Origin of the sequence: Bradyrhizobium sp. CSS354 (assembly GCF_029051725.1) — a bacterium.
In the GTDB taxonomy this organism is placed as follows: domain Bacteria; phylum Pseudomonadota; class Alphaproteobacteria; order Rhizobiales; family Xanthobacteraceae; genus Bradyrhizobium.
This window is the reverse complement of sequence record NZ_JAACFU010000001.1, coordinates 181,481-195,425: the sequence shown is the minus strand read 5'-3', so window position 1 is coordinate 195,425 and position 13,945 is coordinate 181,481. Positions and strand designations below refer to the sequence as shown.

The following is a 13,945-nucleotide window of genomic DNA, read 5'->3' as shown; positions in this document are numbered from 1 at the left end:
ATAAAATGCAGGTCGATAGGATTTGTCAAAGTGTTCAAGCTCGCCTCAAGGAGACCATTCCATGCGTTCAGTCGGACATTTCATTGGTGGCAAGGAGGTCAAGGGCACCTCGGGCCGCACCGCCGACGTATTCGAGCCGATGACCGGTGACGTCCAGGCCAAGGTGGCGCTGGCGTCCAAGGCCGAGGTCCGCGCCGCCGTGGAGAACGCCCGCGCCGCGCAGCCGGAATGGGCTGCGACCAACCCGCAGCGCCGCGCCCGCGTCATGATGAAGTTCGTCGAACTGGTGCAGCGCGACTACGACAAGCTCGCCGAACTGCTCGCCCGCGAGCACGGCAAGACCGTCCCGGACGCCAAGGGCGACATCCAGCGCGGCCTCGAAGTCGCGGAATTCGCCTGCGGCATTCCGCATCTGATGAAGGGCGAATACACCGAAGGCGCCGGCCCCGGCATCGACATCTATTCCATGCGTCAGGCGCTCGGCGTCGTCGCCGGCATCACGCCGTTCAATTTCCCGGCGATGATCCCGATGTGGAAATTCGCTCCCGCAATTGCCTGCGGCAACGCCTTCATCCTGAAGCCGTCGGAGCGCGATCCCGGCGTGCCGATGATGCTTGCCGAGCTGATGATCGAGGCGGGCCTGCCCGCCGGCATCCTCAATGTCGTCAACGGTGACAAGGAAGCGGTCGACGCCATCCTCGACGATCCCGATATCAAGGCCGTCGGCTTCGTCGGCTCCACGCCGATCGCGCAATATATCTACGAGCGCGCAGCCCAGACCGGCAAGCGCTGCCAGTGTTTTGGCGGCGCCAAGAACCACGCCATCATCATGCCAGACGCCGACATGGACCAGGCGGTCGACGCACTGATCGGCGCCGGCTACGGTTCGGCCGGCGAACGCTGCATGGCGGTTTCGGTCGCCGTTCCCGTCGGCAAGTCCACTGCCGACCGCCTAATGGAAAAGCTGGTCCCGCGCGTCGAGAGCCTCAAGATCGGCACCTCGATCGATCCGTCCGCCGATTACGGTCCGCTCGTGACGCGCGAGGCGGTCGAGAAGGTCAAAGGCTATATCGACATCGGCATCAAGGAAGGCGCGACGCTCGCCGTCGACGGCCGCGGCTTCAAGATGCAGGGCTACGAAAACGGCTTCTATCTCGGCGGTTCGCTGTTCGACAACGTCACCAAGGACATGCGGATCTACAAGGAAGAGATTTTTGGCCCCGTGCTCTCGGTCGTGCGCGCGCACGATTACAAGGAAGCGCTGGCGCTGCCGTCGGAGCATGATTACGGCAACGGCGTTGCGATCTTCACCCGCGACGGCGATGCTGCGCGCGACTTCGCGGCCAAGGTCAATGTCGGCATGGTCGGCATCAACGTGCCGATCCCGGTGCCGATCGCCTATTACACCTTCGGCGGCTGGAAGAAATCCGGTTTCGGCGATCTCAACCAGCACGGCCCGGATTCGGTGCGCTTCTACACCAAAACCAAAACGGTGACCTCGCGCTGGCCGTCCGGCGTCAAGGAAGGCGCGGAGTTCTCGATCCCGCTGATGAAGTAAGGCTGTAGCCCAGCCCGTCATTGCGAGCGTAGCGAAGCAATCCAGACTTTCTCCTCGGACACACTGGATTTGCTTCGCTTCGCTCCTCGCAATGACGAGAACAGTGAGCAGCCCATCATGCAGTTCGCTCTGAACGAGGATCAGATCGCGGTTCGCGACATGGCGTTGGCGTTTGCGGCGGAGAAGATCGCGCCGCACGCGCTGCGCTGGGACGAGGAGAAACATTTTCCCGTCGAGGTCATGCGCGAGGCCGCCACGCTCGGCATGGGCGGCATCTACATCCGCGAGGATGTCGGCGGCTCCGCCATGACGCGGTTCGATGCCGCGCTGATCTTCGAGGCGCTGGCGACGGGTTGTCCGACCACCTCGGCCTTCATCTCCATCCACAACATGGCGTCCTGGATGATCGATGCCTACGGCAGCGATACCCAACGCCACAAATGGCTGCCCAAGCTCTGCACCATGGAGCTGATCGCGAGCTACTGCCTGACCGAGCCCGGCGCCGGCTCGGATGCGGCGGCGCTCCGCACCCGTGCCGTGCGCGACGGCGATCATTATGTCCTCAACGGCCAGAAGCAGTTCATCTCTGGCGCCGGCGGCACGGACCTTTTGGTCGCGATGGTGCGCACTGGCGGCGACGGTCCCGGCGGCATCTCGACCCTCGTGATCGACGGCAAGACGCCGGGCGTCTCGTTCGGCGCCAACGAGCGCAAGATGGGCTGGAACGCGCAGCCGACTCGCGCCGTGATCTTCGAGAATGCGCGCGTTCCGGTCGCCAATCGCTTGAGCGAGGAGGGCGTCGGCTTCAAGATCGCGATGGCGGGCCTCGACGGCGGCCGTCTCAACATCACGGCCTGCTCGCTCGGCGGCGCGCAGACCGCGCTCGACAAGGCGCGCGCCTACATGAAGGAGCGCAAGGCCTTCGGAAAACGTCTCGACGAATTCCAGGCGCTGCAATTCAAGCTTGCCGACATGGCGATCGAGCTCGAGGCAGCGCGCACCTTCCTCTGGCGTGCCGCAGCCGCGCTGGATCGCAAGGATCCGGACGCCACCATGCTCTGTGCGATGGCCAAGCGTTTTGGCACCGATGCCGGCTTCGAGGTTGCCAACCAGGCGCTCCAGCTTCATGGCGGCTACGGCTATCTCAGCGAATACGGCATCGAGAAGATCGTGCGCGATTTGCGCGTGCACCAGATTCTCGAAGGCACCAATGAAATCATGCGGCTGATCGTGGCGCGCAAATTGATCGAGGGCGCCCGATGAGTGGAACGGAGGAGGGCGATCTCGTCGCACGGGTCGAGGGCTCGGCCGGCATTGTCAGGCTCAACCGTCCGAAGGCCATCAACGCCGTGACGCTGGAGATGTTTCGCGACATCGACAAGGCGCTCGACCGTTTTGAGGCCGATCCAGCCGTTGCCTTGATCGTGCTGGAAGGTGCCGGCGAGCGCGGCCTGTGTGCCGGCGGCGACATCCGCGCGCTCTGGGAGAGCTCGAAGGTCGACGGTGACCTCGGCAAGCTTTTGTGGCGGGAAGAGTACATCCTCAACGCCCGGATCAAGAAATTCCCAAAACCCTATGTCGCCTTCATGGACGGCATCGTGATGGGCGGCGGCGTCGGACTCTCGGCGCATGCGAGCCATCGAATCGTGACCGACCGCACCAGGCTCGCGATGCCCGAGGTCGGGCTTGGTTTCTTCCCAGATGTCGGTGGCACCTGGCTGTTGTCACGCGCGCCGGGCGAGATCGGCACTTATTTCGGCCTGACCGGCCAGACCATGAACGGCCCCGATGCGATCCACGCCAGGTTTGCCGACGCGGTGGTGCAGGCAGCCAAATGGCCGGAATTACGCGACGCGCTGACCAAGGTTCGCCAAGGCGTCTCCGCGGCCGATGTGAGCAAGTTGATTAACGGTTTTGCGACCGGGGAGACCGCGGGGCCGGTCGCCGCAAAGGAGCCGGCGATCGACGCATTGTTCGGCTTCGACCGCATGGAAGACATCTTTGCCGCGCTCAGGCGCGACGGCTCCGAGTTCGCGCTGGGGACATTGAAGACGCTCAACGAAAAATCGCCGCGCGGCATGGTGGTGACGCTCAAGCTGCTCCGGCTCGCGCGCACCGCGTCGAGCCTGGAAGAATGCCTGGTGCGCGAATATCGCGCTGCGCTGGAAGTCTTCCGCAGCGACGACTTTCGCGAAGGCGTGCGCGCCGCCGTGATCGACAAGGATCGCAATCCGACCTGGTCGCCGTCGCGGATCGAGGACGTCACGCCCGACATGCTTGCGCACTATCTCGCCGAGATCGGCCCAGACGAATTGAAGCTCAACTAATCAACGAAACGTTCAGCGGAGGAAATCACGATGGCCACGATCGCATTCATCGGTCTCGGCAACATGGGCGGCCCCATGGCCGCCAATCTGGTCAAGGCCGGCCACAAGGTCGTCGCTTTCGATCTCGCCGAGGCCTCCCGCAACCAGGCCAAGGCCGACGGTGCCGGCATCGCCGAGAGCGCTGCGGCCGCCGTGAAAGGCGCCGACGTGGTCGTCACCATGCTGCCGGCCGGCAAGCATGTGCTCGGCGTGTGGGGCGAGGTCGTTCCCGCCATGGCCAAGGGCGCGTTGATCATCGACTCCTCCACCATCGACGTCGAGAGCGCGCGCCAGGCGCATGCGCTGGCGGCCAAGCACGGGGTGCTTTCGGTCGACGCGCCGGTCTCCGGCGGCACCGGCGGCGCCAAGGGTGCGACGCTCACCTTCATGTGCGGCGGCGAGGACAACGCGTTTGCAGCGGCAAAGCCCGTGCTGGAGAACATGGGCAAGAAGATCGTGCATTGCGGCGGTGCCGGCGCGGGCCAGGCGGCAAAAATCTGCAACAACATGATCCTCGGCATTTCCATGATCGCGGTGAGCGAGGCGTTCGCGTTGGCTGAGAAGCTCGGGCTCTCGCATCAGGCGCTGTTCGACGTCGCCTCGACCTCGTCGGGCCAGTGCTGGTCGCTGACGACCTATTGCCCGGTGCCCGGGCCGGTGCCGACCTCGCCCGCCAACAACGACTACAAGCCGGGCTTTGCTTCGGCGCTGATGGTGAAGGATCTGACGCTGGCGCAGGACGCCGCCAAGGCCGCCGGCGCGGCAACACCGCTCGGCAAGCATGCGCAGGAGATCTATCAGTCATTCGACGCAGCCGGCCACGGCGGGGTGGATTTTTCCGGAATTATCAAGCACGTTAGGAGTCTAGCCGGGAAAGCCTGATGACGACATTTCAGGAAGCGCGCGCGTTTCTGCTTCACAACCGCACGGACTACGAGACAGCCGTCAACGGCTTCCGCTGGCCGGATCCGGTTCCCTTCAACTGGGCACTCGACTGGTTCGACGCCGAGCTGGCGGCGAATGCGGACAGCAAGGATCGTCCTGCGCTCTGGATCGTCGATGCGGCGCAGGACCGGCAGACCAAGCTCTCGTTCGGGGCCCTGTCGCGCCGCTCCAACCAGGTCGCGAATTTCCTCCGCGCGCAGGGCTTGAGGCGCGGCGATCATCTCCTGCTGCTGCTCGGCAACGTCGTTCCGCTATGGGAGACAATGCTGGCCGCGATCAAGCTTGGCGTGGTCGTGATTCCCGCGACGACGCTGCTCACCGCCGACGAGCTGCGCGACCGGCTCGATCGCGGCCAGGCAAAGGCGGTGGTGGCAGCGCAGGACCAGGTTGCGAAGTTCGCAAGTCTTGGCGCCGAAAATATCGTCCGCATCGTCGTGGGCGAGCCCTCCGACGGTTGGCTTACCTATGATGACGCGGCAAAGGCGTCGGACAGCTTTAGAGCCGACGGCCCGACCAACGCCGATGACCCGATGCTGCTCTATTTCACCTCGGGCACGACCGCGAAGCCGAAGCTGGTGCGGCACAGCCAGCGCAGTTATCCCGTCGGCCATCTCTCGACCATGTACTGGATCGGGCTGAAGCCGGGCGACGTCCATCTCAATATCTCCTCGCCCGGCTGGGCCAAGCATGCCTGGAGCTGCTTCTTCGCGCCGTGGAATGCGGGCGCGACCGTGTTCGTGCTTAACCAGCCGCGCTTCGATGCCAAGGGCCTGCTTGCCACCATCGGCCGCTGCGGCGTCACCACGCTGTGCGCGCCGCCGACGGTGTGGCGGCTGTTCGTCCAGGAGAACCTTGCGTCGTTCAAGGTCGCCTTGCGCGAGGTCTGCGGCGCCGGCGAGCCGCTCAACCCGGAAGTGATCGACCAGGTGCAGGCCGCCTGGGGCCTCACCATCCGCGACGGGTACGGCCAGACCGAAACGACGGCGCTCGCCGGCAACTCGCCGGGTCAAAAGATCAAGGTTGGCTCGATGGGCCGGCCGCTGCCGGGCTATCGCGTGCAGGTCAGTGACGCCGATGGTCATCCGGCCAAGGAGGGCGAGGTGGCTCTGGTGCTCGGCGAAAACCGCCCCGCCGGCCTGATGCAGGGCTATCAGGGCGACAACGGAGGGCTGTCCGGCGCCGAAGGCGAGCTTTATCGCAGCGGCGACGTCGTGTTCGAGGACGACGATGGCTATCTCACCTTCGTCGGCCGCTCCGACGACGTGTTCAAATCCTCCGACTACCGCATCAGCCCGTTCGAGCTCGAGAGCGTGTTGCTCGAGCACGAGCTCGTCGCAGAAGCCGCCGTGGTGCCGAGCCCGGATCCGATCCGGCTCGCGATTCCCAAGGCTTTTGTGCTGCTGACATCCGGCGCGGAGCGCTCGCCGGAAACTGCGCTCTCCATCTTCAGGCATCTGCACACGCGCCTTGCGCCGTTCAAGCGCATCCGTCGCCTCGAGATCGTCACGGAGCTGCCGAAGACGATCTCGGGAAAGATCCGCCGCGTCCAGCTCAGACGTCTCGAGCGCGACGACGACCGCAACGATCCTCTGCGCGGCCGGGAATTCCGCGAAGAGGATTTTCCGGAGCTGCCGAAAACACGGAGTGAGACCTAAGTGAACGAAGTCTGGAAGAAGCCGCCGATTACGCTTCAGGCCTATCAAGCCATGGTCGGCAAGGAGATCGGGGTGTCGTCGTGGCACCTGGTCGATCAGCCCCGCATTGACACCTATGCCGACGTGATCGAGGATCACCAGTTCATCCATGTCGATCCGGAGCGTGCGAAGAAGGAAACGGCGTTCGGCACCACTATCGCACACGGCTTCCTGACGATGTCGCTGCTGTCGATCATGTCCTACGAGGTGATGCCCGTCATCGCGGGCACCACGATGGGCGTCAATTACGGTTTCGACAAGCTGCGTTTCATCTCGCCGGTACGATCCGGAAAACGCGTCCGCGGCCGTTTCGTGCTGGCGGAAGCCAAGCTGCGCAAGCCGAATGAATTGCAGTCGCACACCAACGTCACCGTGGAGATCGAAGGCGAGGACAAGCCCGCGCTGGTCGCGGACTGGCTGGGGTTGATCTATTTCGCCTGATTGGGCCGTCGCTGCCGGGCTTGACCCGGCAGCCCATCGCTGCTCAAAAGTTGTCCAAATCGCGCTCGGTGCACCCTCTCCCCTTGCGGGAGAGGGTGGCGAAATCGAGCGGAGCGAGATGAAGCCGGGTGAGGGGTATCTCTCCACACGCTCATCTGCCGAGACAGACCCCTCATCCGGCGCCGTAGCCAACGCTACGCGTTGGCGTTTTAACTAGGAACGGCGGCCGTTGGCCGCCTATGCCACCTTCTCCCGCAAGGGGAGAAGGGAAGACAGCACAAGGAAGCACAATGGCAATCAGGTTCGACGGGCGCGTCGCCATCGTCACCGGTGCGGGCAATGGTCTCGGCAAGGCGCATGCGCTGGGATTGGCCAGCCGCGGCGCCAAAGTCGTGGTCAACGATTTCGGCGGCGCGCGCGACGGCACTGGCGGCTCGCTGTCGCCTGCGGAGACCGTCGTCGAGGAGATCCGCAAGGCCGGCGGCACCGCGATGGCCGACGGCGCCGACGTCTCCAATTTCGAGCAAGTCACCGCGATGGTCGAGCGCGCCACCAAGGAGTGGGGCAGCGTGGACCTCTTGTGTGCCAATGCCGGCATTTTGCGCGACAAGTCGTTCGGCAAGATGGAAGCGGCCGATTTTCAGAAGGTGCTCGACGTACACCTCGTCGGCACCTTCTATTGCTGCAAGGCGGCCTGGGCCGGCATGCGCGATCGCAACTACGGCCGTATCGTGCTGACGACGTCGTCCTCCGGCCTCTACGGCAATTTCGGCCAAGCCAATTATGGAGCGGCCAAGTCCGGCATGGTTGGCCTGATGAACGTGCTGGCGGAGGAGGGCCGCAAGTCCGACATCCGCGTCAACATCATCTCGCCAACTGCGGCAACCCGCATGACGGAAGAGCTGCTGCCGCCGCAGGCGCTGCAGTTGATGAAGCCGAACGCGATCACGCCCGCGGTCGAGTACATGCTGAGCGAGGACGCGCCGACCCGCACCATCATGGGCGCCGGTGCCGGCTCGTTCGCGGTGATCAAGATCGTCGAGAGCGAAGGCATCAACCTGCCGGAGTCCGAGTGGACCCCGGACGCGATCGCGGCGCATTTCGCCGAGATCAGCGACATGTCGAAGGCGAAGGCGCTGCAGGGGGCTTTCGAGCAGACGCAGAAGTATGTGGCGCAGGCGGCGGCGCGTGCCGGAGTTAAACTCTGACAGCCGTCGCCGTCATCGGCGCCGGCCCTGCCGGGCTGATGGCGGCGGAGGTGCTCGTGCAGGGCGGTGCTCGCGTCACCGTCTACGACGCGATGCCGTCCGCAGGCCGCAAATTCCTGATGGCCGGCCGCGGCGGACTCAATCTCACCCACAGCGAGCCGCTGCCGCAGTTTTTGGCGCGCTATCGTGAGGCGGCGCCGAAGCTAACAGCGGCGATCGACGCCTATCCGCCCGACGCGCTGCGCGCCTGGAGCGAGGCGCTGGGCGAGCCGACTTTTGTCGGCTCCAGCGGCCGTGTGTTTCCGAAAGCGTTCAAGGCCTCGCCCTTGCTGCGGGCCTGGCTGCGACGCCTCGATGCTGCCGGCGTGCGCTTTGCCTTTCGCCAGCGCTGGATTGGCTGGGACGGGGAGGGACGACTGGTCTTTGGCGCACCCGGCGGCGGCGCCACCGTCGCCGCGGACGCTACGGTGCTTGCGCTCGGCGGCGCAAGCTGGCCGCGACTAGGCTCCGATGGCAGTTGGACCGCGATCCTGGCGGACAAAGGCATTGCGATCTCGCCGCTGCGGCCGGCGAACTGCGGCTTCACCGTCACATGGTCCGAAATCTTCCGCACGCGCTTCGAAGGCGAGCCGCTCAAGGGTATTACGCTGTCCTTCAGTCCGCACCGCGCGCGTGGTGAGGCCATGATCACAAGCACCGGGATCGAGGGCGGGGCGATCTATGCGTTGTCGGCCGAACTGCGCGACGCCATCGCGGCGAACGGCGAAGCGGTCCTGCACGTCGCCTTGCGCCCGGATGTCGATCATGGCGAGCTCGTCAAGCGCCTATCCGTCCCGCGCGGCAAGCAATCATTCTCCAACTTCCTGCGCAAGGCTGCGCAGCTGTCTCCGGTCGCGGGCGGGCTGTTGCAGGAAGCCGCCATCGGTGCTGGCCACTCGTTGTCGGCAATGTCGGCTGAACAATTGGCGGAGCTCATCAACGCCGTGCCGGTCAAGCTCATGGGCGTCGCGCCGATCGCGCGCGCGATCTCCAGCGCCGGCGGGATTTCGTTCGACGAGCTCGACACCGACTTCATGATCCGCAAGCTGCCGGGCGTGTTCGCAGCCGGTGAGATGCTGGACTGGGAGGCGCCGACCGGTGGCTATTTGCTCCAGGCTTCGTTTGCGACGGGGGCTGTGGCGGGCAGGAGTGTGTTGCGACGGCTCGCCCTGGAGGATGGGTAGAGCGCAGCGAAACCCATCATTCAGGTAGGCTCGATGGGTTTCGCTGCGCTCTACTCATCCCACGGAGCCCTACCGCAGCTTCCCCCGTGCCGCCACCGGCAGCGTGCCGATGATCTCCTCGCCGCGCACCATCACGACTTCGTCCATCATGTTGACGACGACGCAGACATGATTGGGCACGATGCGGACAACGTCGCCGACGTTAGGCCGGGTGTTGCTGCGGGAGAGGTCGAGGAAGCCGTGCTCCTCGGCAAAGCGCGCGATCTTGGCTTCGGGGTGCTCCAGGATCAGGCCGTGGCCATCGAGGCCGCCTGTGTCCGTCGTCAGCGTCTTCGAGCCGGCGTCGAGGATGCCGCGCTCAGGCGCGGCGCGGCTGACCACGGTCGAATAGATGTGCAGCGCGCAATCGTCCCAGGTGGCGGAGCCGGCGGCGACCTGCATGCGGTCGTTGTAGATATAGGTGCCGAAGCGGTGCTCGGTGCCACCCTTGAGCTTGCCGAGATTCTTCAGATTCGGCGTTCCGCCGGTCGAGACGATTTTTGCATCCAGCCCGTGCGCGCGCACGCCAGCGAGAGCTTCGTCGTAGAATTTTTGCGCATCCGCCCAGCCAGTCTCGGTCGGATACATCATGAAGCCGGCAAACTCGAGCCCCTTGGATGCAGCAATCTCCTGCGCCAACGCGATTGCTTCGGCGGGGGTCTCAACGCCGGCGCGCTTGCGGCCGGTATCGCATTCGACCACGACCGACAGCGATCGGCCTGAGGCCGCGGCGGCCTTGGGCAGGCCGGCAACGACGGTCGAATTGTCAGCGGCGACGGTCATGTTGGCCTTTGCCTGCAGCGCCCCTAAGCGCGCCATCTTCTCATCGCCGAGCAAATTGTAGCTGATCAGAATGTCGTCGACACCGGCATTGGCCATGATCTCGGCTTCACCGAGCTTCTGGCAGGTGATGCCCTTGGCACCGGCCGCGATCTGCATCTTGGCGATCGTCGGGTTCTTGTGCGTCTTGATGTGAGGACGGTTGGCGATCCCAGCGTCGTCGCAAGCCTTCTGAATCCTGGCGATGTTGCGCTCGACCTTGTCCATGTCGATGACGGCGCAGGGCGTGCCGTATTCGCGGGCGATCTTGGCGGCAAGGGTCGTTGTCATGGAAGTCTCTGAGTTGGCGCGCAATCTGTTTGCAAAAGCGGTGCCCACTTTTGCGAAATGCACGCTAGGCCTGTTCAATCTCTTCGCGCCGCACTTCGAGCTCCAGCCATTTGTTTTCGGCCTCGGCCAATTCCTTTTGCGCCTTCGTCAGGGCGTCGGAGGCCTGATCGAAGCGCTTGCGATCCTTGCGGAAGAGATCGGGGTCGTCAAGGAAGCGCTGCTGCTTGGCGATCTCGGCCTGCAGCTTGGCGATGGTCTTGGGCAGCGTCTCCAGCGCGTGTTGTTCGTTGAAGGTCAGCCGTCGTCTCGCGACGCCGGAAGGCGCGGCTGATCGCTGTTCTCTCGTCTCTTCGACGGCCTTCGCTGTCGCGCGCTTCACGTCGGCGCCGCGCTGGGCCAGCATGTCGGTATAGCCGCCGGCATATTCGAGCCAGCGTCCATTGCCCTCGGGGACGATCACGGACGTCACTACGCGGTCGAGAAAATCGCGATCGTGGCTGATCAGGATCACGGTGCCCTCGTAGTCGCTGAGCATTTCCTCGAGGACGTCGAGGGTCTCGAGGTCGAGGTCGTTGGTCGGCTCGTCCAGTACCAGGAGGTTGGAGGGCTTCGCCAGCGCGCGCGCCAGCATCAGCCGGCCGCGTTCACCGCCCGACAGTACCTCCAGCGGCGTGCGCATCTGTTCCTGGGCGAACAGGAAGTCCTTCATGTAGCTGACGACATGCTTCGGCTTGCCGCCGACCATGACATGGTCGCCGCGGCCGCCGGTGAGCGCTTCGGCCAGCGTCGTCTTCGGATCGAGACTTTCACGATGCTGGTCGAGCGTCGCCATCTCGATGTTGGCACCGAGCCGTATGCTGCCGCTGTCCGGTGCGCTGCCGCCGGTCAGCATCTCGATCAGCGTGGTCTTGCCGGCGCCGTTCGGGCCGACGATGCCGATGCGGTCGCCGCGCTGGACGCGGATCGAGAAGCCGTCGACGATCTTTCGCTCGCCATAGGACCGGCTGATATTCTTGGCCTCGATGACGAGCTTGCCGGATTTGTCGGCTTCGGCAGCCGCGAGGTTGGCGTTGCCCGTCGCGCCGCGATGGGTGCGGCGCTGGTCGCGTAGTGCGTGGAGATTGCCGAGCCGCTTGACGTTGCGCTTGCGGCGGCCCGAGACGCCGTAGCGCAACCAGTGCTCTTCGTTGACGATCTTGCGGTCGAGCTTGTGCTGGTCGCGCTCTTCCTCCGCGAGGACCTCATCGCGCCAGGCCTCGAAGGCACTGAAGCCGCGGTCGATCTGCCGGATCTGCCCGCGGTCGAGCCAGGCGGTGCTGCGCGAGAGATTGCCCAGGAAGCGCCGATCGTGGCTGATGATCACCAGCGCGCAGCGGCGGCTCTCCAGTTCGCCCTCCAGCCATTCGATGGTCGGAAGATCCAGATGGTTGGTCGGCTCGTCCAGCAGCAGGATATCGGGCGAGGGCGCCAGCACGCGCGCCAGCGCGGCGCGGCGCGCTTCGCCACCGGAGACATGCGCCGGATCTTCTTCGCCGCTGAGACCGAGCTGCTCGACCAGATAGCGCGCCTGATAGTGGTCGTCGCCGGCATTGAGGCCGGCCTCGACATAGGCAAGCGTAGTGGAGAAACCGGAAAAATCCGGCTCCTGCGGCAGGTAACGGATGGTGGCGCCGGGCTGCACGAAACGGCTGCCGCCATCCGGTTCGACCAGGCCGGCGGCGATCTTGAGCAGCGTCGATTTGCCGGAACCGTTGCGGCCGATCAGGCAGACGCGCTCGCCGGTCGAAACCGACAGCTCGACGCCCGCCAGCAGCGGTGTGCCGCCGAAGGTCAGCTTGATATCGCGCAGTTGAATCAGCGGTGGCGCCATGCGGTGTCTCAGTCCTGTCTTGTTGCGGCCTGGTCGGCGCGGCGGCGCTGGATGCGGCGGATGGTCTGGTCGAGCGTCGACAGAAACGTCGAGCGGTCGCGCGGCGAATACGATTTCGGCCCGCCGGTGACTTCGCCGGCCGAGCGCAAATCGGTCATCAGGTTGCGGACCGCAAGCGTCATCCCGATCGATTCCTCGGTGAACGCCTTGCCGTTGGACGCGATCACATCGGCGCCGGCCTTCACGCAGCGGCTCGCGAGCGGAATATCCGAGGTAATGACGATATCGCCGGGCCCGGCGCGTTCCGCGATCCAGTCATCGGCTGCGTCCATGCCGGCACCCGCGGCGACCCGCTCGATCAGCGGATCCTGGGGCACGCGGATGAAATTGCCCGCGACCACGCTCACGGGCAGGCCGTGCCTGCCGGCGACGCGATAGATCTCGTCCTTCACCGGACAGGCGTCGGCGTCGACATAGATGCGGGTGGTGTTTTGAGGGTTCGTCATGGTCCGTAGATGGGGCTTGCGAAGCGGTTCCGCAGCAGCCGCGTGGTACCCCATTCGGGCCGCAAAGGCGAGGGGATTGACCCCGGTTCCTCAGGGCCTACGATCGGCCCGAAACAACAAGAATTTGGGGAAAGCCAAGCCATGCCGAACCGACTCGAAACCTATCGCGTCGAGGCCTACAACACGGCCAAGCAATCCGAAAACAAGATGCATGACGACAATGTGGCGCGCCGCTTCGGGTTCTCCGGCGGGCTGGTCCCCGGCGTCGACGTCTTCGCCTACATGATGCATGTGCCGGTGGCGCGTTGGGGCCGCGATTTCCTGTCGCGTGGGCTAATCGAGGCCCGTTTCATCAAGCCGGTCTATGACGGCGAGATCGCAGACGTCGATGCGACCGAGCACAACGGCCTGCTCACGATCGAGGTGTTCAGCCGCACCGAGCTCTGCGCGACGGGGACGGCGTCGCTGCCGGCGACTGCGACTGCGGTGTCGTTGAGCGACTACGTTGAGGTCCCCGCGGTTGCCGAGCGCAAACCGGTCAACCCGGCAACCTTCGAGACCGGAAAATGGCTGGGCACGACGCCGCGCCGCTGGGCCGGGCAGGATGCGGCGGACTATCTCGCCGACATCCGCGAGGCCGATCCGATCTTCACGCGCGAGGGGCTCGGCCACCCCGGCCTGATCCAGCGCGTCATGAACCGCGTGCTGGTGGACAACACGATCCTCGGCCCGTGGATCCATGTCGGCAGCCGCATGCAATTGCTGTCAGCCGCACGCGCCGGTGACGAGATCACCGCGCGGGCCAAAGTCACTGCGAACTACGAGAAGAAGGGCCACCGCTTCGTCGAGCTCGATGCGCTGGTGGTCGCCAACGGCACGACACCGCTGGCGCACTGCCAGCACACCGCGATCTACCAGCCGCGCGAGCAGGCGGCGGCGTAGGCGCGCAAAAGGCACATCGCCACAACACCGTCATGCCCGGGCT

Annotated in this window: 11 protein-coding genes and 1 pseudogene; 9 read left to right on the top strand and 3 right to left on the bottom strand. The window is 65.0% G+C overall.

Annotation, left to right across the window (positions count from 1 at the left end; translation table 11 throughout):
• The first annotated feature begins 61 nt into the window (after positions 1-61).
• From GWG67_RS01005 to GWG67_RS00970, 8 genes and pseudogenes are all read left to right on the top strand, one after another.
• Positions 62-1,558 (top strand): CoA-acylating methylmalonate-semialdehyde dehydrogenase, encoded by a 1,497-nt coding sequence (locus GWG67_RS01005; RefSeq protein WP_007592262.1) that lies wholly within the window; start codon positions 62-64, stop codon positions 1,556-1,558.
• A 117-nt stretch (positions 1,559-1,675) separates the two neighbouring features.
• Entirely contained in the window at positions 1,676-2,821 is a 1,146-nt protein-coding gene (locus tag GWG67_RS01000) for an isobutyryl-CoA dehydrogenase (protein WP_275167308.1), read from the top strand.
• Entirely contained in the window at positions 2,818-3,885 is a 1,068-nt protein-coding gene (locus GWG67_RS00995; protein ID WP_275167307.1) for an enoyl-CoA hydratase/isomerase family protein, read from the top strand. Before GWG67_RS01000 ends, GWG67_RS00995 begins: the two co-directional genes overlap by 4 nt.
• A gap of 21 nt (positions 3,886-3,906) precedes the next feature.
• Positions 3,907-4,806: pseudogene (gene mmsB, locus GWG67_RS00990) on the top strand (3-hydroxyisobutyrate dehydrogenase); the annotation flags it as partial.
• Positions 4,806-6,524 (top strand): AMP-binding protein, encoded by a 1,719-nt coding sequence (locus GWG67_RS00985; protein WP_275167306.1) that lies wholly within the window; start codon positions 4,806-4,808, stop codon positions 6,522-6,524. The pseudogene mmsB and the gene GWG67_RS00985, both read left to right, overlap by 1 nt.
• Complete coding sequence (locus GWG67_RS00980; RefSeq protein ID WP_275167305.1) at positions 6,525-7,004, top strand: MaoC family dehydratase; 480 nt, start codon at positions 6,525-6,527, stop codon at positions 7,002-7,004.
• Positions 7,005-7,294: 290 nt separating this feature from the next.
• Positions 7,295-8,212 (top strand): SDR family NAD(P)-dependent oxidoreductase, encoded by a 918-nt coding sequence (locus GWG67_RS00975; RefSeq protein ID WP_275167304.1) that lies wholly within the window; start codon positions 7,295-7,297, stop codon positions 8,210-8,212.
• Positions 8,209-9,435: a TIGR03862 family flavoprotein gene (locus GWG67_RS00970; protein ID WP_275167797.1), complete on the top strand. Its 1,227-nt coding sequence runs from the start codon at positions 8,209-8,211 to the stop codon at positions 9,433-9,435. The genes GWG67_RS00975 and GWG67_RS00970 overlap by 4 nt, the downstream gene beginning before the upstream one ends.
• A gap of 69 nt (positions 9,436-9,504) precedes the next feature.
• Here GWG67_RS00970 and GWG67_RS00965 read toward each other — a convergent pair whose 3' ends face one another.
• From GWG67_RS00965 to GWG67_RS00955, 3 genes are all read right to left on the bottom strand, one after another.
• Positions 9,505-10,584, bottom strand: coding sequence for a D-TA family PLP-dependent enzyme (locus GWG67_RS00965; protein ID WP_275167303.1), 1,080 nt, complete (start codon positions 10,582-10,584; stop codon positions 9,505-9,507).
• Positions 10,585-10,648: 64 nt separating this feature from the next.
• Positions 10,649-12,454: an ABC-F family ATP-binding cassette domain-containing protein gene (locus tag GWG67_RS00960; protein WP_275167302.1), complete on the bottom strand. Its 1,806-nt coding sequence runs from the start codon at positions 12,452-12,454 to the stop codon at positions 10,649-10,651.
• Positions 12,455-12,462: 8 nt separating this feature from the next.
• On the bottom strand, positions 12,463-12,960 hold the full coding sequence (locus GWG67_RS00955) for a YaiI/YqxD family protein (protein ID WP_007609125.1): 498 nt from the start codon (positions 12,958-12,960) through the stop codon (positions 12,463-12,465).
• 141 nt (positions 12,961-13,101) lie between these two features.
• Here GWG67_RS00955 and GWG67_RS00950 point away from each other — a divergent pair, with 141 nt between their 5' ends.
• On the top strand, positions 13,102-13,902 hold the full coding sequence (locus GWG67_RS00950; RefSeq protein ID WP_275167301.1) for a hypothetical protein: 801 nt from the start codon (positions 13,102-13,104) through the stop codon (positions 13,900-13,902).
• Positions 13,903-13,945 lie beyond the last annotated feature (43 nt).